Annotated in this window: 27 protein-coding genes and 1 pseudogene; 14 read left to right on the top strand and 14 right to left on the bottom strand. The window is 48.5% G+C overall.

Annotated elements, in window-relative coordinates:
• The 4 genes from RIC07_RS38390 to RIC07_RS38375 form a co-directional block, all read left to right on the top strand.
• The coding region (locus RIC07_RS38390) for a DUF5906 domain-containing protein (RefSeq protein WP_446399104.1) at window positions 1-2,956 on the top strand (2,956 nt) is incomplete at its 5' end.
• A gap of 170 nt (window positions 2,957-3,126) precedes the next feature.
• Entirely contained in the window at window positions 3,127-3,783 is a 657-nt protein-coding gene (locus RIC07_RS38385) for a DCL family protein (protein ID WP_446399103.1), read from the top strand.
• A 117-nt stretch (window positions 3,784-3,900) separates the two neighbouring features.
• The gene (locus RIC07_RS38380) at window positions 3,901-4,113 is read left to right on the top strand and encodes a hypothetical protein (RefSeq protein ID WP_446399102.1); all 213 of its coding nucleotides are present in this window, start codon (window positions 3,901-3,903) and stop codon (window positions 4,111-4,113) included.
• 346 nt (window positions 4,114-4,459) lie between these two features.
• A complete protein-coding gene (locus RIC07_RS38375; protein WP_446399101.1) occupies window positions 4,460-4,861 on the top strand; it encodes a hypothetical protein in 402 nt (133 codons plus the stop codon).
• A gap of 11 nt (window positions 4,862-4,872) precedes the next feature.
• On the opposite strand, the gene RIC07_RS38370 is transcribed toward RIC07_RS38375, so the two are convergent.
• The 3 genes from RIC07_RS38370 to RIC07_RS38360 all read right to left on the bottom strand — a co-directional run bounded on the left by RIC07_RS38370 (window position 4,873) and on the right by RIC07_RS38360 (window position 8,040).
• The gene (locus tag RIC07_RS38370) at window positions 4,873-5,448 is read right to left on the bottom strand and encodes a Uma2 family endonuclease (protein ID WP_446399100.1); all 576 of its coding nucleotides are present in this window, start codon (window positions 5,446-5,448) and stop codon (window positions 4,873-4,875) included.
• A 394-nt stretch (window positions 5,449-5,842) separates the two neighbouring features.
• Complete coding sequence (locus RIC07_RS38365; RefSeq protein WP_446399099.1) at window positions 5,843-6,793, bottom strand: tyrosine-type recombinase/integrase; 951 nt, start codon at window positions 6,791-6,793, stop codon at window positions 5,843-5,845.
• A gap of 239 nt (window positions 6,794-7,032) precedes the next feature.
• Entirely contained in the window at window positions 7,033-8,040 is a 1,008-nt protein-coding gene (locus RIC07_RS38360; protein ID WP_446399098.1) for a hypothetical protein, read from the bottom strand.
• A gap of 195 nt (window positions 8,041-8,235) precedes the next feature.
• Between RIC07_RS38360 and RIC07_RS38355 the strand changes: the two genes are divergently transcribed.
• From RIC07_RS38355 to RIC07_RS38335, 5 genes are all read left to right on the top strand, one after another.
• A complete protein-coding gene (locus RIC07_RS38355) occupies window positions 8,236-8,511 on the top strand; it encodes a hypothetical protein (RefSeq protein ID WP_446399097.1) in 276 nt (91 codons plus the stop codon).
• Entirely contained in the window at window positions 8,508-8,645 is a 138-nt protein-coding gene (locus RIC07_RS38350) for a hypothetical protein (protein WP_446399096.1), read from the top strand. Before RIC07_RS38355 ends, RIC07_RS38350 begins: the two co-directional genes overlap by 4 nt.
• Complete coding sequence (locus RIC07_RS38345; RefSeq protein WP_446399095.1) at window positions 8,642-9,667, top strand: hypothetical protein; 1,026 nt, start codon at window positions 8,642-8,644, stop codon at window positions 9,665-9,667. Before RIC07_RS38350 ends, RIC07_RS38345 begins: the two co-directional genes overlap by 4 nt.
• A gap of 985 nt (window positions 9,668-10,652) precedes the next feature.
• Window positions 10,653-11,075, top strand: coding sequence for a plasmid mobilization protein (locus tag RIC07_RS38340; RefSeq protein WP_446399094.1), 423 nt, complete (start codon window positions 10,653-10,655; stop codon window positions 11,073-11,075).
• Window positions 11,065-11,979 carry a relaxase/mobilization nuclease domain-containing protein gene (locus RIC07_RS38335; protein WP_446399093.1) on the top strand — a complete coding sequence of 305 codons (915 nt, stop codon included), beginning with the start codon at window positions 11,065-11,067 and terminating at the stop codon, window positions 11,977-11,979. Before RIC07_RS38340 ends, RIC07_RS38335 begins: the two co-directional genes overlap by 11 nt.
• Before the next feature lie 56 nt (window positions 11,980-12,035).
• On the opposite strand, the gene RIC07_RS38330 is transcribed toward RIC07_RS38335, so the two are convergent.
• From RIC07_RS38330 to RIC07_RS38280, 11 genes are all read right to left on the bottom strand, one after another.
• Entirely contained in the window at window positions 12,036-12,689 is a 654-nt protein-coding gene (locus RIC07_RS38330; RefSeq protein WP_446399092.1) for a response regulator transcription factor, read from the bottom strand.
• A 264-nt stretch (window positions 12,690-12,953) separates the two neighbouring features.
• The gene (locus RIC07_RS38325) at window positions 12,954-13,358 is read right to left on the bottom strand and encodes a hypothetical protein (protein WP_446399091.1); all 405 of its coding nucleotides are present in this window, start codon (window positions 13,356-13,358) and stop codon (window positions 12,954-12,956) included.
• A gap of 22 nt (window positions 13,359-13,380) precedes the next feature.
• Window positions 13,381-13,749 (bottom strand): hypothetical protein, encoded by a 369-nt coding sequence (locus RIC07_RS38320; protein ID WP_446399090.1) that lies wholly within the window; start codon window positions 13,747-13,749, stop codon window positions 13,381-13,383.
• Window positions 13,750-13,871: 122 nt separating this feature from the next.
• Window positions 13,872-15,488, bottom strand: coding sequence for a helicase HerA domain-containing protein (locus RIC07_RS38315; protein ID WP_446399089.1), 1,617 nt, complete (start codon window positions 15,486-15,488; stop codon window positions 13,872-13,874).
• Window positions 15,475-16,053, bottom strand: coding sequence for a hypothetical protein (locus tag RIC07_RS38310; RefSeq protein ID WP_446399088.1), 579 nt, complete (start codon window positions 16,051-16,053; stop codon window positions 15,475-15,477). Before RIC07_RS38310 ends, RIC07_RS38315 begins: the two co-directional genes overlap by 14 nt.
• Before the next feature lie 59 nt (window positions 16,054-16,112).
• Window positions 16,113-16,781: a hypothetical protein gene (locus tag RIC07_RS38305; protein WP_446399087.1), complete on the bottom strand. Its 669-nt coding sequence runs from the start codon at window positions 16,779-16,781 to the stop codon at window positions 16,113-16,115.
• A gap of 67 nt (window positions 16,782-16,848) precedes the next feature.
• Complete coding sequence (locus RIC07_RS38300; RefSeq protein ID WP_446399086.1) at window positions 16,849-17,190, bottom strand: hypothetical protein; 342 nt, start codon at window positions 17,188-17,190, stop codon at window positions 16,849-16,851.
• 89 nt (window positions 17,191-17,279) lie between these two features.
• Window positions 17,280-17,495 (bottom strand): hypothetical protein, encoded by a 216-nt coding sequence (locus RIC07_RS38295; RefSeq protein WP_446399085.1) that lies wholly within the window; start codon window positions 17,493-17,495, stop codon window positions 17,280-17,282.
• A complete protein-coding gene (locus RIC07_RS38290) occupies window positions 17,485-17,724 on the bottom strand; it encodes a hypothetical protein (RefSeq protein WP_446399084.1) in 240 nt (79 codons plus the stop codon). Before RIC07_RS38290 ends, RIC07_RS38295 begins: the two co-directional genes overlap by 11 nt.
• Window positions 17,725-17,727: 3 nt before the next feature.
• Window positions 17,728-17,985 (bottom strand): hypothetical protein, encoded by a 258-nt coding sequence (locus tag RIC07_RS38285; protein ID WP_446399083.1) that lies wholly within the window; start codon window positions 17,983-17,985, stop codon window positions 17,728-17,730.
• Window positions 17,985-18,992, bottom strand: a complete 1,008-nt coding sequence (locus RIC07_RS38280; protein WP_446399082.1) for a ParM/StbA family protein — start codon at window positions 18,990-18,992, stop codon at window positions 17,985-17,987. The genes RIC07_RS38285 and RIC07_RS38280 overlap by 1 nt, the downstream gene beginning before the upstream one ends.
• Before the next feature lie 219 nt (window positions 18,993-19,211).
• Here RIC07_RS38280 and RIC07_RS38275 point away from each other — a divergent pair, with 219 nt between their 5' ends.
• The 5 genes and pseudogenes from RIC07_RS38275 to RIC07_RS38255 all read left to right on the top strand — a co-directional run.
• Window positions 19,212-19,460, top strand: a complete 249-nt coding sequence (locus RIC07_RS38275) for a hypothetical protein (RefSeq protein WP_446399081.1) — start codon at window positions 19,212-19,214, stop codon at window positions 19,458-19,460.
• A complete protein-coding gene (locus RIC07_RS38270; RefSeq protein ID WP_446399080.1) occupies window positions 19,457-19,663 on the top strand; it encodes a hypothetical protein in 207 nt (68 codons plus the stop codon). The genes RIC07_RS38275 and RIC07_RS38270 overlap by 4 nt, the downstream gene beginning before the upstream one ends.
• Window positions 19,656-20,027 (top strand): hypothetical protein, encoded by a 372-nt coding sequence (locus RIC07_RS38265; protein ID WP_446399079.1) that lies wholly within the window; start codon window positions 19,656-19,658, stop codon window positions 20,025-20,027. The genes RIC07_RS38270 and RIC07_RS38265 overlap by 8 nt, the downstream gene beginning before the upstream one ends.
• A gap of 418 nt (window positions 20,028-20,445) precedes the next feature.
• On the top strand, window positions 20,446-20,622 hold the full coding sequence (locus RIC07_RS38260; protein ID WP_446399078.1) for a hypothetical protein: 177 nt from the start codon (window positions 20,446-20,448) through the stop codon (window positions 20,620-20,622).
• A pseudogene (locus RIC07_RS38255) lies at window positions 20,622-21,388 on the top strand (hypothetical protein); the annotation flags it as partial. The gene RIC07_RS38260 and the pseudogene RIC07_RS38255, both read left to right, overlap by 1 nt.

Genomic DNA, 21,388 nt, shown 5'->3' with positions numbered 1-21,388 from the left:
TGCAGGTCGATGGGCGCTCGTGGTTGAGGGCGAGGACTGCGTAGAATCAGCCCGCTCTCTGGGGTTAGCATCCTTTACGTTTCAGGGCGGATCTTGGGCAGACAAAGACATCGAGACAGCAGCAAAAACCCTCAAAAAAGCCAAAGCGGGGGGCATCGCCTATCTCCCTGATAACGACGATGCAGGGTTCAAAAAAGCCAAGAAACTCCAAGAGGTCTGTGCAAAAATCGGAGTCCCATTTTTGTTAATCGACCCCCGTGACGTTTGGTCCGATATACCTGATCATGGGGATATTAGCGATTGGCTGAAATGGGGCATGGAACAAGGCTGGGACAAGGAAAAATTTATCAGGCGGCTGGAAGAACAATTTAATACTGCGGCTGACACTGCCAGGGAAGAACAGTCTACCGATGCCAAGGGAGCCTCAGAGGAATGGGATGACGGGGTTGATATTCCCGATTCCTTAAATCCCAAACAGACATTCCTGCAATTCACACTAGATGCTTTATACGGCGACAAACCTTGGATCTGCGTCAATAATAAATTGTATTGCTGGACTGGGACTTTTTACGAGTATGTAGAGGATGGGAATGAGCTGAACAGGCTGAGAAAATGGGCTAACACCTACCCGGAATACGACAAAAAAGGCAAGCGAACCTATCCTTACGCGAAGCCGAGCTGCGTTCGGGAGGCGCTCTCTTGGGTCAAAATAAGTTTTTGGGTTAGCCCTAAACTGATCAATCCGTCCGGGTTAAACTGCACCAATGGTGTTCTACAGATTGACTGGGAAGGCGGTAAACCAAGCTGGAAATTAATCCCACATGACCCAGCTCTCTACTACACTTATGAACCCCTGATCAAATACGATCCAGATGCCAATGGGTCAGCTTGCTCACGTATGCTTGAAGCGCTCGACCCACTCCCTCGTGATATTTTCCTCAAGACCGTTGGCGCATCCCTAGACCTTGCCACAGTTCGCAAATTCAAGGGGCGAACAGTGAGAGGGTTAATCATGAAAGGACACGGGGCAAACGGGAAGGACACCCTTCGCGAAGCCGTCAGCCTGATGTATGGTCGAACTGGATTAACCTCATGTACCCTTTCAGACTTTGCCAGTTACGATAACGGGCGCAAATTCCCCCTGGCTCGTTTACGCCACTCGCGGGTGAACTGGGCATCAGAAAACGCCAACACAACTCGACTCGATAAAATCCAAAGTCTTAAAGCCTTCATCACTGGCGACCCGTTAAGCGCTGAAGCCAAGGGACGGGATGAGGACGAATTCACACCGACGGGGATTGCTCTGTTCAACGCGAATGATACGCCCAAGCTCCAGGGGACTTTGGAGGCGATCGCGTCGAGGTATGCGGTTCTGACTTTCAATAAGACTTTCAAGATAGGCGCTAACCCCGAGCTGGGTGAAGTGGAAGCCGATCCACGGTTCAAGTATGACCCCGACTTTCTCTCTTATGAAGTCCTGCCAGCGTTTCTCAACCGCGTCCTGGACGCCCTACGACGGTTGATGAGTGAGGGAATCGATTACTCGTGTACTCAGAAGGCTTTAGAGGATATCCAGGCTGAGAACTCCCATCTGTTCCAGTTCGCCCAGGATACAGGTCTGGGCTACAACCCTAATAGTACGCTAACGGCTCGGGAAATCTGGGGAATATTAGAGCAGTGGTATCTCGATAACGGAACTCTGACCTACGAAGAATCCACCACAGGTAAGCAAAAAGCTGTCTGGATGGAACAAGCTTCCCCCTATGACCGAAACGTCAAGGGAGCTAACCAGGTTCTAGGACGATTCCAAAAACTCTTCCCCAAGGCAAAACGGGTCGTTGTCCCTAGCCCAGACGGTAAGAGTCGGCACGCGGCGTTAAAAGGTCTAGGGTTCAATTCAACGCCACCTGATTCACCGCCCCCAGGAGGTGAGCCACCACCCGACCCAGTTCCGACCATACCCCGACCCAACCCCGACCCAACCCCCGACCCAATAAACAACGAAAAATCAGGGGTTCCGACCCACCCGACCCAGTTTTCTCACCCCAGCGCTGAAAATCAAAATGCTCTAATTGCAGAAGAAAATTTTTCGGATTTTGGCAATCCCCCCAAATCTCTAAAAAGCGATACCCCCCAAACTTTGGGTCGGGTGGGTCGGGATGACCAAATATCAACGTTTTCTGGGTCGGTAACTGAGTCGGTAACTGGGTCGGAAACTGAGCAAACTGGGTCGGAAGATGCGATCGCACCCGACCAAAACACCAGCGGGGAAAATGCGATCGCGGATGCGACTCCGACAGTTAAACTCGCGATCGGGACAAAAGTTCGCCTGAATCTCCCTGGCAGCGTCCGGCACAAAAAGCAGGGAATCGTTATCAGGAGCCAAGAGCAAAACCTGGTTGTCAGGTTTGATGATTATGATCTGAGGAAAGACCTGCGGGAGATGGAATGCTACCCTGATTGGCTGACCACCGACCTCGAATCTCCCCTGCCGGATAAAGCCGAGCCGCAGCCCAAGCCCCCAGCACCGCCTCGAACGGTTAACCCCAAAACCGAACCAGTCGAACCAACCGAACCGGCACCGACATCTTATGATGACGTAATTTTAGTAACCGATACTGAATTCACTCGGTTGGGGTGGACGGAAGATCAAAAGCGAACCTGGCTGAACGCAAAGTATGGAGTGCGATCGCGGCAGCTTCTCAGTGATGAGCAACTGCTCGAACTCCTGGAGACTCTCAAAGCGATGCCAACCGATACTCCCATCGGTAAGCAATATTCCATCAACCAAATTGGTGGGACTTGGCTTCAGCCCAGGATTGAAAAGATAGAGGGGATGATGATTGATGAGCCTTTTCCTCCAATCCAAACTTTCTGGCGATTTCTGATTGAGAAGACTGGGCAGTTAATTCCCGTTTATTCGCCAGATGATTGGGAATTGATCGAGGGATTTTAGGGGGTGCGATCGCTGACAAGGGGTAGATATAGCGAAGCTGTCAGGAAGTACAATCTAACTCGAAACACTTGTTTAGCAAGGGTTTCACCAACCGAATTTTTCGCGATCGCGTCGGGGTATTAATGGAACTCTCGATTTGGAGCACAAATCTTTTTACGAGGTAACAATAGATGGCTAACCCCATAACTATCGGTGATTATGACTTTCCATCCAAGAAGTCTCTGATGGATAACGTAAGGAGTATTCTTAACAAATATTGTCCGGGACAATGCCTTGACCAGCAAGACTTTAAATTGATCAGCTTACTTTTAGAGAGACATCCAGAAGCCAGCAAAAAAATTGGGTGTGGAATAAATAGCATTAAGGTTGACATACCCCAAGAATGGGGAAATACGCGCAACGCTTACAAGTGCTTTTGGGTAATTCGTCAAGACGGTACTTGTATTGACTTTAGTTACCGGGAATGCATTTCGAGGTCAACCCCAAAAGCCAAGTTCTATTCAGCGTGCCGAGAGGCGGTCAAAGATCAGATTATCGAATTCAAGCAAAAAAAATTTTCCCAACTTAACACAGCAACTGCATTTGACGTAGATCACGTAATTCCATTCGTTCAAATTGTCGAGGAGTTCATTCAAATCAACAAAATTGATGTAACTAAAGTTAGCTACAACTCAGCCAAAAAAGCAGGACGTTCTGAGTTTGAAGATACGGTTCTTGTTAAGGCTTGGCAAATTTTTCATAAACAAAAAGCTAAACTTCAAATTTTAGAGCATTCTCAAAACCTCAGAAAACCTCGCAAGGCAGTTAACTCGCCCTCGGAGGGGTGACTCTCCGGCTTAAGTTAACAGATTTCACCGTAGGAGTGGAATAGATACTTGTTTAACCGGATTGAATGAGTTATTCTGTAATATAGTATTTTTGTACTAAAACGGAGGAATGCAAACATGGCAAGAAAAAGAATCAAGGTTACCCAAGAAACTCAAACAGGGAGAAATAAAAAATTTCATGATAACTATACTGGTGAGGATATGACCCGCAAACAATTCGTTAATGAGATAAACCGGGGGAAATATCCGAACTATCATACTCGGAATATTAATGGGGTCGAGACTCCTGTCTCCAATCCAGACCAGTCTAAATTGAATAACTTGGACTGAGCTAGAGACGTAATATTAGACCGCGAGTGGTAGCTTTCTCATACTGAGTGAAGAGTTCCAGATTTTGGACGAGCTACCACACAAGCTGCCCAATTCCAAAGAAACCGACTGTAAAAACAGGAATTCTCAGAGATTTTTACTCAGGTATAACAAGACTATCTGCCTAGCCTTTTGAGTTATTTAGCGGATGTCATACTGATTCATATCGTTTAATCAAAATCGCATCAAATGCCCGTATTACAAGGGTTTAGTAAAGTTCATGTAAAGAGTTTATGATCGCTAAATCCTCTACTCGTAGAGAGGGCAGACTGGATAAAGAACTGTAAAGCCTTAGTGGGACTCTCTGATGAAATTCATTACTCGTCTGGCAGCAAGCATCGCGGTGGTTACGGTCGTCGCCACTCCATTAGCCGCAAAAGCGCAACAGGCAAGACCAAGGGCGATTACACCATCGGAAGAGTATTTCTTGCAAATTTTAAACACAGTAATGCGAGACGAACCTGATAATCGTTTAATGTCGCTAATTGCAGACTGGGGGAAGGCTGATGACGGGCGTTTGGTATGCACCGCATTAGAACTAGGTGCATCCCCTGAACAAATCACTCGCAGGGCATGGGAGCGATCACTTGAATTTTCGGATGAACAAACCAAGGTTGATTTTCGTAGCTATTTCACCGGAGTATTTTTAGCCTCAGTAAATACATTATGCACTGATCAAAAGTGGAAGTTAGATGAGTATTTACAATAAGGGTTAAGAAGCTAAGCTCCTCCTGCTTGAAGTAGCTGTTGTGCAGTCAAATTCAGCTCCTGTATTACAGAAGACTGAATTAGGTCTTCCCCACGAAAAACACCCAACTCCCGATAGATTCCGTCCACAAGTTCCAAAACAGTAACGGTAGCTCGAGCTGGGTCAATCAGCCAGTATTCAGGAATGCCCCGGTCTTGATACTGTTTCCGTTTATCGATGTAGTCCCTCTCTCTATTGCTGAGACCAGGGCTAACCGCTTCAATGACCACCAGAGGCGGTTGCATTGAGAGCCTGATTGTGTTGCGTGGTCGTAACTGTTGGATATGCTCTTCCCGAATGACGGTAAGGTCAGGGTAGCGATTTTTAGGTTCTCCCCTAACTTCAAGCTCTAATCCCCATCGCACTCTTCGATGTCCCATAAGCGGAGCGAGTTGGAGATAAAGAAAACCAAGGATGGAGATATTCTCACCTGACTCTGGGGGCAATTCAATCAACTCTCCATTTAATAGTTCATAGCGTTTATCCGTCCCATCGTCATAGGACAAATATTCTTCAAAGGTTGAAAATCTCGGCTTGGCTTGAATCATAGCGTAAGCTCCTCTCTAATTACTAGATTACCTGGTCTTTAGTAGCTTTCGATAGTTGGCTCTCCTTGGATGCTTTTCGTCTAAAAGGAGCGGGTGAGGCGCTCACCCCCGCGTTTCAATGGGAGGCGTTAAGAGTCAACAAGCCCAACTTTCACTGTGAGCAGTTAGTAAAGATTATCAAGTAATTTTTCCGGTGAGGTAGAAAATAGGAGCGGAAAAAATTTTTTTTCCGATTCCAATATATGACGTAGTGAAATAAAAAATTTTCGCCCAGTCCGAGCGAATTCCGCCGGAACCACGCCTTATTTCACCCGACCAGCTTACTGAAGAAATTTGTTTATAGGGATAGAGTGATTGTGGTGGTTAAACGACCAGGCGTTAAAAAGAGCGATCGCTAAAAATCGGGCAGATACTGACTACTCCCCTCAGTAGGTCGAGCATGACAATACATCTGAGTCGTGCGGATATCAGAATGCCCCACATTCGCCTGGACTAAATGCACAGGCGCTCCCCTGTCCAGAGCATGACTCACATGGGCGTGTCGCAGCCAATGCGGACTAACATCTAACTTAATACCAGCCTTCATAGTAAGCTGATCAATAATCCGATTCACAGCTCCTCGGCGAAGATGCCCGCCGCGACCTTTAAACACCCAGTCATCATCTGACTTCCCTTCACGCCATGCCAACAGTTCAGACCAAATCGAACCCGACAGCAGAACATTCCTTTCTTTATTCCCCTTACCGATGACCCGGATGATTCCGCTACCTGTGTCATAGTCGAGTACCTGCGACCACCGCACACTGATAAGCTCAGACACGCGGCATCCCGTAAAGTAAAGTAATCTTACCAGCAAGCGATCGCGCTCATTAGAAGCCGCCTCAATCAGCGCCAATACCTGATGCTCTTCAAGATTGTGCTGGGTAATATCCTGAGAAGGCATCGAAACCTTTAACAGGCTTCCCACATTATTCCGAATATAGCGAGTATCATAAGCAAAAGTCAGGAGAGACTTAACCGCCAGTAACCGCCGCGCCACAGTCCGCTGGGATAGTCGGCAAGCACCCTCCAACGCTTCCTTATAATTTACCAAGTCACCAAGTCGAAGAAGCTCTATTGGCTTGTCCTTCACAAAAGCCAGGAAGTAAGCGATATCGCGGCGGTAAGCATCGCGGCTATTTTTCGATTTGTTAGTAAATAGCCAGAGTTCAATCAGTTCAGTATCGGTAGCGCACTGCACAAGCAAAGAAATATCCTCAATACGTTCAACAGAAGCCAACTCTCCGCTAATTTCAGCCCATTCCCCATCAAAATCATCAGGGTCTTGTGATAATCTACCATTCATTAGTTCCTACCCAATTTAACAACACTAACCCCTGTGTGCTTTAACACACACTTGGGTAATTTTTTGTAGTCTCTGATACATAACAGGTCATTATGCTCAGACCACCATACGCCAGAACGAAGCGCTTTTGGTGAGTTAAATGTCGTGTTGTAACAAAACGGATGTGATAGGGTGAGGTTATCGGATTTGGACTGAGGGCTATTGTCTCCGATTTCTTAGAGCCTACCCTATAAGAAGTCTTAAGATACTCGTCGGAGCAATTCTCCCGCGTCTTTACCGGTCAATACTTTATCAGCTTGGTGTGGTCGGTTTGGCTGGCGTTCTTTTGCTGATTCAATCAGTTGGCAGTCAGCTATGGGAATCAAATCTCGGCGTCCATCTGATAAGCTTACGGCAAAGGCTTTACCATCAACCCCCGGTTCCGTGGTAAGTTCCCAAGTCTCACTGGGCGTCAGGAGGCGAACAACTTTATCCCCTCGCTGCCATTTGTGGATAGGATGCAAGGGTTCAACAAAAGGGGGTTTTGAGGGCTTGTCGGAAATTGGCGCGTGTTTGTTTTCCTGGTAGATAGCCGCGAGGGAGATAATGCGATCGCTAGCCATCGGTTTCAGTTTCAGTTCGTGCTTCCATCCGGTCATTCGTTTGGCTACCCGTGAGCCAACAATTTTCTGAGTGTAGCCCTCGCGCAGCAACCAGTAAGCCCAGCCTTTCAACCGTGCTTTATTGTTCCCACCGATGTAAACACAGCCCAGTTCACCAGATTCTTTGATGAAGTAGCTGATAGCATTGTTATTTGAGGGTTTTAGCTCAAAGCATGACTGAGGCGCGGGTTCAGGCGGATTGTGGAGAGGGCGATCTGTAAGCTGACAGGCGATGGGCGTGGCGATTTCCCAGGCTTGCCCGTTCAAATCCTCAAGCTCCCAGTCAAAGTCCCACGGTTCAGAAAGCTGGCAGGCTTGACCGGAGAGCGGGGCATCCTCGATGAGACACGCTCTTGGGGTGCTTCTTTCGTAAGCCTGTCCGGTTAACTCGCTGTTGAACAGTTCCATCGTCTTGGTCTTGAGGGATGTGATCAAGCCAGGGCGATCATGCAAGTCTTTCACCAAGTCTGCCAACTGTGCCAGTGTGTTTGTGGCTTGCTTGTCCTGTGCCTCCAGCCGTTCCCGTTCCTGGCGCTTGGCTTTAATCAAGGCTTGTAGTTTTTCAAGCTCGAAGTCTAATGAGACTATCTCGGTTTGGAATATCATAGAGATTCAATCCTTTTAATGGGTTTTTAAGGGCAGTGCTTAGGTTTGGTCGCTGAGGCACTGCCTTCGTTAATCTATACAATATAGATGAAATAGATGGTTTTGTCAATACAATCTATATTTATTTTTCTATAAAGGCTAGATAGTATATAATCTGTGGTATGTTGTCTATATAAGCTAGAAGAGTATAGACAGATGAGTGAAGCTAAAAGCCAATTGGCAACCTTCCGTATTGATGCCGATAAGTGGGATGCCTTTAAGCGCAAAGCCAGACAAAGTGGGGCTTCTGCCTCTGAGGTGTTAATCGGCTTTATCGATTCTTACTTAGGCGATGGGGGAGTTCCCGCGCCTTTACCCGATGCCAGTGAGATAGAAGAGATCAAAGCCAAATTAGAGCGTCTAGATGAGATTGAGGCGCGTCTAGACAAACTGGAGGAACAACAGCCGGGAAAGTTGAGACGGATAGCTTGAGTCAATCCGAACTTGATCCGATACGCGATAGCGTTCTATTGCGGCTCAAACTTGGCAAGCAGGCACCGGGGTACAAGGCAGCGGTTAAAGCATTGAACATGATGATCGATGAACTCTCTTCCCAAGACCAATGACTAACCACAAGCTTAAAAAGCTCTCGGCTGGGTGGATGTGTGAACTGTGCCAGCAGCAATGGAAGAAAAAGCCACGAGCAAAATGTCCAGGAGTAGTTTGGTATGACAATCCTAATCACCTACCCAATCACCTAATTGAAGCTGAACAGTTAGCCGCCCAAAACCTCAAGCCCAAAGGGAACGCGATCGGATGTTTTAAACGGAGTAAAGATTGGGTGTGGCTTTTTGACTCATCTGATGTAGAGACCATCGACCCAGAACTACCCCCCATTTACACCTGGAATAATCGCCCCAAAGACCTCAAGACGCCCAATCAGCTCTACCGATATAATCGGAAACCAGGGGACAAACCCCACGGTTGTATCCGGCACGAGGGAGACTGGCTGTTTCTTTACCGTTGGGAAGAATGCCCCATTGATGATGAATCTCTACCACCTTACCGTGAGTACGGGACAGCCCCCGAACTAAAAACGCGATCGCAGCTCAAGAAGGAAAACCTTGTCCCCCGCGACGATGCCCAGCCTCGTGGCTTCTATCGAATCTGGCGAGAAGAGTGGAAGACAGTTTGGCTTTATCACGCCGATGATTGTGATTGGGAGGCTCCTGATAACTTTCTGACCAAGGGGACGCTGCGCGATCGTTATTTACTGTCAAAGTCTTGGATAGCCCGATTGGGTGAACCCGACCTCATCCGGGAGAACCCCCATCATAAAAGCTGGACGCCGATGCAGTTGTATTCCCGGCAGCGCGTTGAGCGTTTTTTGGCTGACCATGCTGAAGAATATAGCCAGTGGCTTGATGAGAGGGACAGGTATGTGGCGATCTTCTCAGCGAATAAAGAGGCGATCGCGCAAGGTCATGAACGGTATCTGGAGGCAAGAAGTAAACGCAAGGCACAGCAGCAGCGATGTCTTAGGTGTGCTTCTGGGTGTGCTACTCGCCAAGGTTTCCTATGCGCCATTTACCCGATGGGATTGGAGGATTGGCAGATACCCTGTGATGATTTTGTCGCTAGGGAGTAAGTAACTGACCATTTGCACGCCCCGACAGTTATAAAAAGTTTTTATCGAGATTTTAGGCGATCGCCTCCATTCTCCATAAGCAGATTTTATTCTTTCTCTTATTCTCTGGGGGGTTCGCGGGTTTAAGCGGCTTCGCTGTTTCGGTGGTTCCTTACCCCTCCCGCGACCGGGTGCTACGCTGCAATTCCGTCGCCAGAAAGCCTAGCCATTCCTAGCTCTCCAGCCCCCTTCTCACGGCGGTGGCTAGAGCCGTCGCTAAGCTTGGAGGTCATTCAGGTCATTCATTCTTCATGCCCCTCGGTTCCTCTCCAAAGCTATCGCTTCTAGCTGGAATGGCTGGCTTCCGGCTCCATCATTTCCACTTCGCCCCCTACCCCGGCGCGTCTTGCGATTCCCGGTAGCAGCACGCGCCAAATAATAAAATTCCTTCGCTGCCTCTTGATTATAGGCGCGGCTGCCACTCCACTGGCGTCGGGAATCTTGCCGCGCCTGTTCAAATCCAATAATAGCGAAATGGCTGGCTGTCTACTGATCGATTTTTACGTAAAAATCGCACGCTGGCACAGAAGCGAGCGCACTTCTCCACTACTCTTACCCAGTTTTTTCGATTCCGTTCACAACGGTTCATTTCATAAAAAAATAGATTTTTATCCCTCATAACTTTCTCATAAATCCCTCATAAATCCTAACTAGCTCCTTAGAACACCCTCGTAAATCCTCGCTATCCCCTCAATAAAAACCGTGCCATTTTTCGACCCATTTATTTTTGGGAAAACTCCCCTCATGTGTCCCTACTTTTTTCCTCATTTCTCCCTACATCCGCCGATTTTCTCTTCAGTTACAATAGAGGATATGCCTCCCAAATTTGACTCAACGCAAGCCATGTCGCCTTTCTGCGTTGTACGCATCACCCGCTCCTGCGGCACGGCGACGGCTTGCCCCTGCGGGGGGCTAATTGAGCGGTTTTCTACAAAGGTTGGTTTTTATGGGCGGTGCTAAGACAAAACGGAGCGATGGAGTTCCAAGGAAAATTACACACCCAGTTCGTTTTGCTGTTGATGAATATGAACAGCTAAAAAATAAGGCTTATCAGGCGCGAATTTCTGTGTCCGAATTGATCAGAAGGGCAGCTTTGAGGCGGAAAGTTGTTGAAGCACCACCACCGCCACAGCTCAACTGGAAACTCTATGAAGAATTAAATGCCATAGGCGTTAATTTGAATCAGTTGGTTAAGGGGGTAAACGCGACAGTCAAGTCAGGGAGAAACGTTAATTTGGATGCTGACCAATTGGAAAATTTAGTGGTAGGGCTAACCAGCCAGATTAAAGAAACCCAGATGCAGCTCTTGGAGTGTGGAGTATCCGACGAGGGGGAGGATGAGGGTGATTGCGAAACAGATGAAAAATAAAAGCTTCCGCACCACTCTCAAATACGTGCTAGAGAAGGAAAAAGCCAAACTGTTGGATAGTAACATGGGTGGGAAAACACCCACACAGCTAGCGAAGGAATTCGGGGCGGCTCGAAGGCTAAGACCTAACCTGAAAAGAGCCTGTGGTCACATTGTTTTGTCGATTCCTCACCGCGATACCAACCATTCAAAGGGGGGATACCATGAGCATCTTACTGATGAGCAGTACGTGGATATCGCCCAGCGCTGGCTCAAGGAAATGAAGTTCCTGGGGGATGGATTGCACAATAGCCAATACGCGATCGCACGCCACCAAGATACCGACCACGAACACATACACATCATTGCTTCCAGGATTCGGATGGACGGTACGGTTGTGTCGGATTCCTGGGATTATCGCCGTTCTGAAGTGGTAGTAAGGCAGCTAGAGAAAGAGTTTGGATTGGAGCCGACGCCGTGCAGTAATGAGCGCGTCGCAGAGAAAGTTAAGGAAAAAGGGATTGAGACAAAGGAGAGTGATCGCCGCGCCCCTACACAACGCCAAACGCATCATGAAAGCGGCAAACCCACTGTTAAGCAGCGCCTCGCAGATATTATAGATGAAGTCTCCCAAGACAAACCCACAATGACCCAACTAATCGGACGACTTCAGCGCCAGGGCGTGAAGGTTCATCCCACTTTCAGCACCAAAGGTTTATTCCGGGAAGCGATCGCCTTTGAACTAGATGGGGTGAAAGTCGCTGGGAATAAGCTAGGATCTGCCTACAGCTTCCCTGGGCTTCAGCGAAAACGCGGGGTGAGTTATGAGTGCGATCGCGATCTTAGAGCCATTGAAAAAGCCGCCGCCCTTGAGTTGGTAGGACGGCGGCGGCAAAGAAAAAAGCCTCAACTCGAGCTTTCTTGAGATGAACTGCCCCGCCCATGGCTTGCACATAAACTCCGAATGCGCGGCATTAACGTTCAAAGCTCCACACCGCATCGCAAAGCCTGAACAACAGCCGCCGCTCGGTTGTTCACTGCCAGCTTATTGTAGATACTCTTCAGATGGCTTTTAACCGTTGCCGAGCTGATGTACAATTCGTCAGCAATCTGACGATTACAATAACCCAAGGACACCAGACTTAGAATCTGTAGTTCGCAATTGCTCAATGGATTAGCTTTCACCATTTGTCGCTTCTCTTTATCTAGAGCGCTAATTTGAACAATATCGGTGTCTACGGACAGGGCAGTCACTGGAGCCACCCAAATCCTCCGGGAATGGGCAGCCACAAACGCGGTTTGCACTTCCTCTGGTGTTGCGCCATTAAGACAGTATCCGTCCGACATGGACAAGACGCGGCTAACAAAACGCCGACTTTTGCGCTGCCCCAGAAGAATCAGAACAGCCGAGGTGCGTACACGCAAATTCTTAACCAGACTAAATGCGCGTCCGCACGGTAGTTCAGCATTGAACACAAACAAGTCTACCTGAAGAAGAGCAAGTTTCTCGACAATCTCAAATAGTGACAATTCCGAAACCTCAACGGGAAAAGCTTCAAAAATGTTGCTCTTTGCTAATTGATTGAAAAACCGCGAAGAACAACCGATTGTTGCCGCCTTAATTAACATAATCATTGTTTTGTAACCATGATTAAGTTAGTTTATGGAATAGGGTTGAATTCCCTGCCTATTCTGTCGATTCTTGAGCGAGTGATAAGTTATCTTGATTGTTGATTATGTCGATTCTTTTGCGTCAAACAGTACAACCACGCCTTGTTGCCTCTTAAAAGCGAAAGGCTTGATGATTCCTCATTACTAATGCTTCTTCCCGTATTAAAGAATCGTTGGCTGGCTAGCAAGAAAGAAGCCACCTACTAGAGGCGGCTCCTGTACAACATATCAATCGTCGTCATCGGGTAGGTTAGCGGCACGAGCGCGTAAGTCTTGTGCCTGATCTAATAGCTCCTGTTTCCTGGTTTCGTTTTCCTCTAAGCTAGCCAACTCCTCAATTCTTAATGCCGCACTGATTAACCTGTCGTAGTCTTCTTTATTCTTGCCCATGGTTTTTTTGTTAGTAGATGACACTTTCCAATAATCCGATGAATCAAGTGGAATGCCAAAGGAACCAAATAAGGTGCGGATAGTTTGTAAGTTGACGGGTTTCTCTCCCTGCAAGACTTTCGTTATGGTTCCTCGGTTCAGACAAGTTTCTCGACTGATTTGTATTCGGGAAAGTTTGTTCTCAACCGAAATAACGTATTCGACTTTCTCTAGCCCGGTTTGAGTTAAAATGTAGCCACGCATTTTGTTTCACTCCCCACAAAACTCAAACAAGAGCCAGACTAAGTTGAACGGCTTGTGGGTGCGATGATTCCCACTCATTCGCCGCTTGCTCAATCACCCGCTTTACGCTTTCAACCTCACGGTTAAAATCCTGTCTCGTTTCAGCCTCAAAGGGCTTATTGAACAGCGCCCCATCGAAAAAAGCGCTTAGAACAAGCTCGCCCAAAGCTACCCCAAGTTTCCAGCCGTGAAAGGTTTCGATAGGACAGCTATTGGTTCCGTCTTCATTTAGGTCTGGGAAGCTGCCACAATAGGTAAAGCCAGCATCGATTAGGGAAAGCGCGATAGCGGCATCTTTATTACTCAGCCAACAGGGGACTGTTTGAGACTGTTTTTCTCTTGAATTGACCATAATATAAAACTGATAAATTGATTTTTTGCGTGATAACAAGCGTTGGTCAGGTAGTTGTCGGGCAACCTGTCGGGTAGTTGTCGGGTAAGGGCTGTCAGGCTTGTCAGGTCGTACCCGACAACCTAAAATGCTTTGAACCTGACCGACCCGTCTGACTCGTCTAGTTCCCCATAACCCAGGTCATTAAGCAACCCTAAATAACGGCGGATGTCTTCGCTGCCCTTGCCTTTCAGTACAGCGTAATCCTTGCGCTGAATATCACGGGGTTTAATCCAATCTCCCCGCTCTTTTGCGAATAGCCAAATAGTCTTCAATGGTTCCCCTAATTCATCAGACAGCTTTAACTCAACCGTCTCCTGTGGTTCATCATGGAGTATCTCTATTTGAGTTGGGTTGGGTGCGTGAAACTGGGTGATTTTGCTGTCGATTATGGGGAGGGTAACGGGTATCCATTCGTCGTTACCGTCCAGCTTGACTAATCCTTTTCCGCTGGCTGTGGGTTGTAAGGTTTCAGGATTAACCTGAGTCTCTAACTGGAGCTGAAGCATCCGCCCAATTAGGTTAGCCAGTCCCTTGATGTTTCCTAGTGCTGATTGAGTGTTATTATGACTGACAAATGTGCAGGGCATCTCCTGTTTTCTTGACTTGGTTAGAGCCAGTCGGAAAAATTTGGTCAGTAACTCTTGGTCATCAATGATGTTCGCCCAGGTTGTTACCTCTTCACAGATAACCGCGATCGCGTCCCCGTTACGCCAGAGCTGTTCCCGCCATTCTTCCTCTGTCATGGTCGAGCCATTAAACTGAGAATAGCGATGGGTTAACTCGTCAACGTACCACCGCAGGAAACTGGTGATATCCTCCCAGTCGTGGTGGCTCTCAACCCCACGCCATTCGGAGGGATTGGAGTCAGGGTCTAGGACGATGACCTTGTACCCCTGCTCAACCTTACGCTGGGCGAGGTAACGGGCAAACCAGCTTTTCCCGCTGCCCTGATTCCCCCAGACCAGTGCGGTTTGCTTCACAAAATTATTGACCCAGGCATGACCGGACTCGAACTTCCCCTGTCGTGCCTGCTCATCCATCGTCCCCGGTGTCCCGTGGGGGAGGGCGGCGGTTGGCGTCCCGGTGGTATGATTCAACTGCGCCTGGGCTTCTGCTTGGGCTTGCAGCCGCGCCTGTTCCTGGAAGATGGCTATCTCTTCAGGGGAAAGCATTGATAATTGTTTGGCACGGGCGGCGCGGTCAGCGCTGAACTGCCAGAGTTGATAGTCTAGGTTGGCTGCATATTCGACTTTTCGGGCAGTGTTAATGGATTGGATTTTGTTCAGTAGCCAGGACTGCTTAACCTCGTTCCGGTACTGGGGAAGAAGTTCGAGCAGCTTCCGTTCTCTGGCTTTACTGAGCAGGTAGGCTGAACCAAACAAGCCAGCGCTGATTAATCCCCAAGCCCATTTATGTGGGTTAGTCGCTTCGATAATTCTCAGTCGGGTAGCCTTCTGGGGGATTTGACTTTTTGGGTTGCTGGCGGGTTCAGATTTTAATGCCTGCCACTCTGAGACGGGCATGACGTAACGTTTATCAGGTGTGCAAAAATGAGGGGAAGCGTTGGGTTTGAAGCAATACTCGATCAGGTCTGTCTGTCTGCCATGAAAACTGGTGGCGAGGGTCAGCAACCCCAGACCGCTGATTACCCCGACTAGGATTGTGTTCGCCCGTTCCTGGTGTTTAGAAAATGCCATGGCGGTTCCTCCTGAATACGATGGTTAAAAGGGCGATCGCAACCAACCCCAACCCCAAAACACTGAGGGGCATAAGCCAGACGGGGTGAGAGTTTGGCTCAATCTCGAACTGTTTAACCTCCTCAACAAAAGCCTTGGTACCGGTGGAGGATTGGTGGCTGATTTCCCGATGCTCATCGGTGGCTAACCAAACCGCGCCAGCTATGCCAGATGCTTTGAGCAGTTCTATGAGAAAATCAGAGTCAATGCTGGGTCTGCCTTCGGAGATGCCAATTTTGGTTAGGGCGTGACCGAACGCCAGGGCGACGACAATGACTCCCATCGTCCCGGTCGCGATCGCAGGCAGTCCTAACCGCGCCATGAGGTGAACTGACCCTCGGATGGTGGCTATTCCCAGAAGGGCTGATAGGGTTTGAGTTAAGAAGCGTCTATTCTGAAAGACTTCTCTGATTTCCTGTTCGAGGCGTGAGCTATCCTTAGTTTCTGGTGTCCCTGAAGTCTCCTCGGTTTCGCTTCCTGATGTGACGGTAAAATTTTTTAGTAATTGGTCAAGGTTGTGTTCCATAACCTGCCTCAAGAACAAAAACGAAAGGGTCAGGATGCACTCTGACCCCCTAAACTGGCTTAGATGCCGAATGTATCTCTGAAGCCTTTCCAGAGCTTGCCTAAGCCTTTATTGCTGTTGTAGTTTGGTTTAGGGATGCGGCTGATGTCGGCTTCCGACCCAGACGCCCACAGTGCAGAGGAAACGGCTTTGTCGTATTCGATGTCGGCTTGTTGCTGCGCCAGGGGAATTTTGTTCTGTTCCTTGGTAACGTCGGTCTGGTACTTTGTAACTGCCATGAGGTCAGCTACAGCACCCCGGATTTGAATTAGGCTTCCTTGGTGTAAATGCCTTGTGGTCTCGGCACTCACGTCGTAACCATACTTTTGCTTGGCTTCTGTGAGTTCGTTATTGAATCGCCGTTCAGCTAACTGGGAGTCTAAAATCGCTGATGTTACCTGTTTGCCTGATTTTTGAGTCTGTTTGGTAAGGTCTGCGATCGCCTTATTTAAATCCCCCGTTGTCTGGATTGTGACCCGTGCGGCGTCGAGGGCTGGCTGTAGGTTGGTTCGAGCGACTTCTGAGAGTCTGCCCATGTCTGAAAGCTTCTGAATGGCGTGGTGATCGCCATAGACTGCTTTCATAAAATCGTCTAAGCTGATGCCAAACAGATTATTCATCGCCGCCAGCGTCCCCGGCGCTGCGCCACTGATGTGGTTTTTATGCTTGGCAAATCCAAAGTTTCTCATGGTTCCTCCTGTGTTGGTTGAAGCGATGCCCCTGGCGTTCAGCACCAGGGGCAAAAGTAAACGGCTATTAAGCCAGAACTAAATCAATCGCGATAAACTGTGCTAGTGCCAGCGAATCACGGCGATTCAAGCTGTCTAGAACATTCCAGATAAATTCCTCATCGGTATCAAGCCAGATGGAATGGTCTTGGTGGGCGTTGGAGCATTGATAGGGCGATTCATCGTTGTATTCGCCGTCGAAGCGGGGGTCAGTGTAAGCACTTCCGATCGCCCCAATCAACTGAAGGATGGCAAATTTATCATGCTGGGGAATACGCTCTAGCCGCAGTCCGTACTTTTGGCACAATGCCTGAGCGTGAGGGTTATCGACGTAATGCGTTAGGGGTTTGGCGATTGATGTGTATGTCATGATGTGAATACTCCTGAATCGTTTAACTGTCGGTTTGGGCTGGGAGGCGATTGCTTTGGTCGGCGCGTCTCCCTGAACCTCTGTCTGTTTCATTGCTCGAAAGCCTCGCGTAATGCATTGAGCATCTCCTTTCCGTTAATGTCCTCGGTCAATTCCTCCGGTTGTTCGCTCAATGACCAAAGTTCGATTAACGCGATCGCACTTTCCCAGTCGTGGGAAGCAATATGTGGGATAATCGCCTCAACTTTGAGGGCATCCTCATTCGTCAAGCCATCGATTAGGTTGATTAGTTGTTCAGTTGACATAGCTGCAACCTCCATCAAAAGGGTCTTCTACGACTTCCCAGTTATCGTCACCCCAGTAATCGCGTTCATCTTTAACCGACCATGAGGCAAGCAAGGCGTTGGCTTCATCCCAGTTGTGATCAAGGATGTGCTGTGCTATCTGTGCAATGCGCCGTCCATCTTCAGAGTCAGCGTGAGACTGGATGCGGTTAGCGATCGCGTTCATATCATTCAAAAATTCATCATCCATGGCTCATAGTCCTGTAATGGGCTGATTGAAAGTGAAATCGTTGGGCGGTTCTATCGGTTCGGGCATCTCTGGGGATGGTTCCGGTTGTGCATAGGTTGGGGAAACTGCTTTAACTTCCCAGGTTTGTTCGAGGTGACTACCGTACCGGGAAAACATCACGTTGATTAATTCGGTTAAACTTCCTAATCTTGTGACCTCCAGTAGCTTTTCTCCCTGCTCTAATGCGGTATCCCTCAAAACGACTCGTGCTTGTTGTGCCATTACAGAACCATCCCCCTTACGCTGATGTTTTGCGGGTCTTCTGCAATGAGGAAGCGCCCCTTGGTAGACTCTTCAATGGGCTTGGCTAATGGGGCTGAACCACCGATGATCAGAACTTCCCCCAGTTCTGCCAGGTATGAACCCCAGGCGGTGCGAAGTTTGCCGCGAATATCTTCTAACCAGGCGTCACGGCATTTGGGGAAGATTCCCGCGAACCCCCGTCCGGTTGTACCGATGGTGAATGAGCCGTCCGCGATCGCGTCCATGATTAAACTCAAGCTCTGACTTTCACTGGTGACGTGCATCAGAGCAGCGTTAATCTTTTGTGCGAGTGCGTAGGTTCCCGGTAAGACCACATCGGCTTGCCGCTGGAGAGTACCAGATCCGGAATACAGCCGCCCGATGCCTGTGCCACCTCCTAAGTCAAGAATGCCGTTTACTGACTTGGGCGATTTGAGCAGACTGTTAGCCCGTACAAAGCGGTAAGCACTGCGGGTTTCATCCATCGGCTGAACTTGGCGAATGCTGGCATAGATGCGCTCACCGTTACGCTCAAACTCATGGACTCCCTCTAGTTGCTGGAGTAACGCCACGTTGTCTTTATTCCGGGCGTCTGGGAGCGCGACCCTGAGACATTCCACAATCACGGTGTTCTGTCCCGGCATGGGTTCTAACGCTGCATAGACCAGCCGCTTTGCCAGTTCACATTTATTTACCTCATAAGCTGGAGTGCCCTTTTGGATTTGTGCCTCAGCTCCCAGAATGAATCGCTCAGAATAGCGCTGTTCCCCGTCTACAACCTCTATGGTTTCGACTAGAACCGAGTTCTCATCGGGTTCAGCTTCTTCCCACGGTTCTAAAGTTTTGATAACTGAGGGGATGGTTCGGACGTTCCCACGGGGGTCAATCCATTGGGTTGAGCGGTTCCCGGCGTCCAGTGCCACGATAGGGCGGCGAATGGCTCTCTTAGCCTCAGTTGTGACGTGTTCCGTCAATATTGCGGTCATGATTAATTGTCCTAAAATTCGGTTTAAAGTATTACTGTGATTGACTTTGAGTCTCGTTGCGATGCAGCGAGGGCGACTCAAAGATAGGCGACGCGGTATGTCTGCAATGAGTCATTGCGGGTTTAGTGCCGACGTTTCGCGTCTATGTCTGTTAGAGTAACACGTATTCGTGAATTCGTGTAAACACGAATATAAACTTTCTCAAATGCGTGTGAGATTATGGAAGAGATAAAAAATCAGACAGACGAACTACTAGAAGTGGCTTCCAAACGAGACGATCCGAACTATCAGCAGATTAGTGGGCATATCCCAAGGGAGATGGCAACAGACTTTAAAATTGCCTGTACCAAAAAAGGTGTGAGCCATAGTGATGGACTCTCACAAGCGATCGCATTGTGGCTTACCCAACAATCAGAAACCCCAGCGCCTGAACTAAGCGCCGGGGCTAAAGGGAAGGGGAAAGGATGAGAGAGGAAGGGAGCGATCGCCAAAGTTATGACCCAACAAAGGAAAACGTCCACTCAGCAACCGATCCGGAGAAATGTAGGGACATGGAACGGAAGTATGGGTGGAAGTTAAAAAGAGTCAAGCCAACAGGCGATCCGACTCTCAAAGTCGATTGTGTATTCTACGGTCAACAAACTTCTTTTGAGGATGAACGCTATGACTAATCCTGAAATCTGGATTGTGTACAAAGCTGAGACGATGAGCGCTCCCGGTTGGGAAGAACGAAAGCTACTTCCCTCTGAAGGTCTAACCGACATACTAAGCGAGGAATGGGATAGTTCCGGTCAGCTCCCCAATTTAGGCGATCGCATTCGGGAGTACACAAATCTAGATAACCCAGAATGCGGTGGAATCACTCACGGGCGTGATGGGGACTGGGTTGTAACGAGAATTCACCAGTTCTCATCCCCCGATACACCCACTCGTATTGTTGTATGTTACTGCTCTTACCAGCCGATTACACCGAACTGGGAAAAACTCAATCGCGGCAAGCCAGTGAATGCAGCCCTCTCCACCGTAAACGCCTAAAAAAACAAGCACCGGATTATTTTGAGTAATAACGCTTTCATTAGCCTCAAGATACGATAGTTGAGCGAAAAAATGAGCAAAATACCCGTAGGATTTCGACTGCCAGAATCTGACTATCTCGAACTGATCGGATTATCGCGAAAAAATGGGACAAACCTTTCAAGGCAGCTTACTAATGCCGTGAAAATTTACTTAGAAAATCAGAGCGCTGCCTCTAGCGTTCTTGCAAAAAAATAAAAACGGTTGCCTCCCGTCCCTGCCACTAACGATTTTGTTACCAACAAAATCAGCAAAAGAACAAGAAAGACAACCAGAAAGTCTTTCAAATAATTCAATTCCTAGCTTAACAAAGCGTGGTCTGATTTTTTTAACGGCGGGACGGAAGGGCAACCTCCACAACCACAAGGAGGACTCCCTCATGCATAAAATATTTTGTAGCAATTATACCACAAAACACCCAGCTCTGTCTTGCTTTGTGCGATCGCACAACCTCACCGATTGCCTGGATTGGATCGAAGAAAATATAGGAGTGACGGGCGATGCAGCCATTCTAATCATCTCCCTACTCAACCTAACAGCAGGGGGGGTGGCATAATGAATACGGAAATCAAGGAATTCAGCATCTTAGACCATCTCGATAAGCTCACCCCCACCAAACAAAAGGGTAAGTACCTATGCCCGGTCTGTGATGGAAATGACTTCGCAGTAGGCAAAAACGGCGCTTACCACTGCTTTAATGGCGACTGTGATCCAAAGGATATCCGGGAAGCGATCGCGCCCTGGAGCGAGGTGAAACGCGACGCACGGAACCCGACGCGGCGAGTAATCCCGGCACCACGGCGATCTAAGCTTTTCTCCAAACCAGCGCCAATCCCAGAAGGCAAGATCAAATTAGCCCGACTCCCAGGAGAAGTAACGCACCCCGAAAAGCAGCCATTGGGATGGGATGAGGCGACAGACGATCTAAAGTACATCGTCAGACAAGAGGCAGAGGAAGAGAAAATCCCCTTAGAGAGCTTAAAACATAACTGCACGATAACTCGATACCCATACTCAAAAGCCCAATGGGTAACACGAATCGACTACCCCCACCCCGAAAAGCCCAAAGGCTATTGGAAAACCCTTCGCCCATTTCACCGAAACATTGATGGCGTAGAGAAAATCGGGAAGGGCGATCGCTCCTGGGATGCTTATCGACTCGCTGAGGTACTAAAGCATCATGCAGGTCGATGGGCGCTCGTGGTTGAGGGCGAGGACTGCGTAGAATCAGCCCGCTCTCTGGGGTTAGCATCCTTTACGTTTCAGGGCGGATCTTGGGCAGACAAAGACATCGAGACAGCAGCAAAAACCCTCAAAAAAGC

The organism is Coleofasciculus sp. E1-EBD-02, assembly GCF_040218245.1.
Classification (GTDB): domain Bacteria; phylum Cyanobacteriota; class Cyanobacteriia; order Cyanobacteriales; family Coleofasciculaceae; genus Coleofasciculus.
The sequence above is the reverse complement of the archived record's forward strand: the minus strand, read 5'-3'. Positions and strand labels throughout refer to the sequence as shown.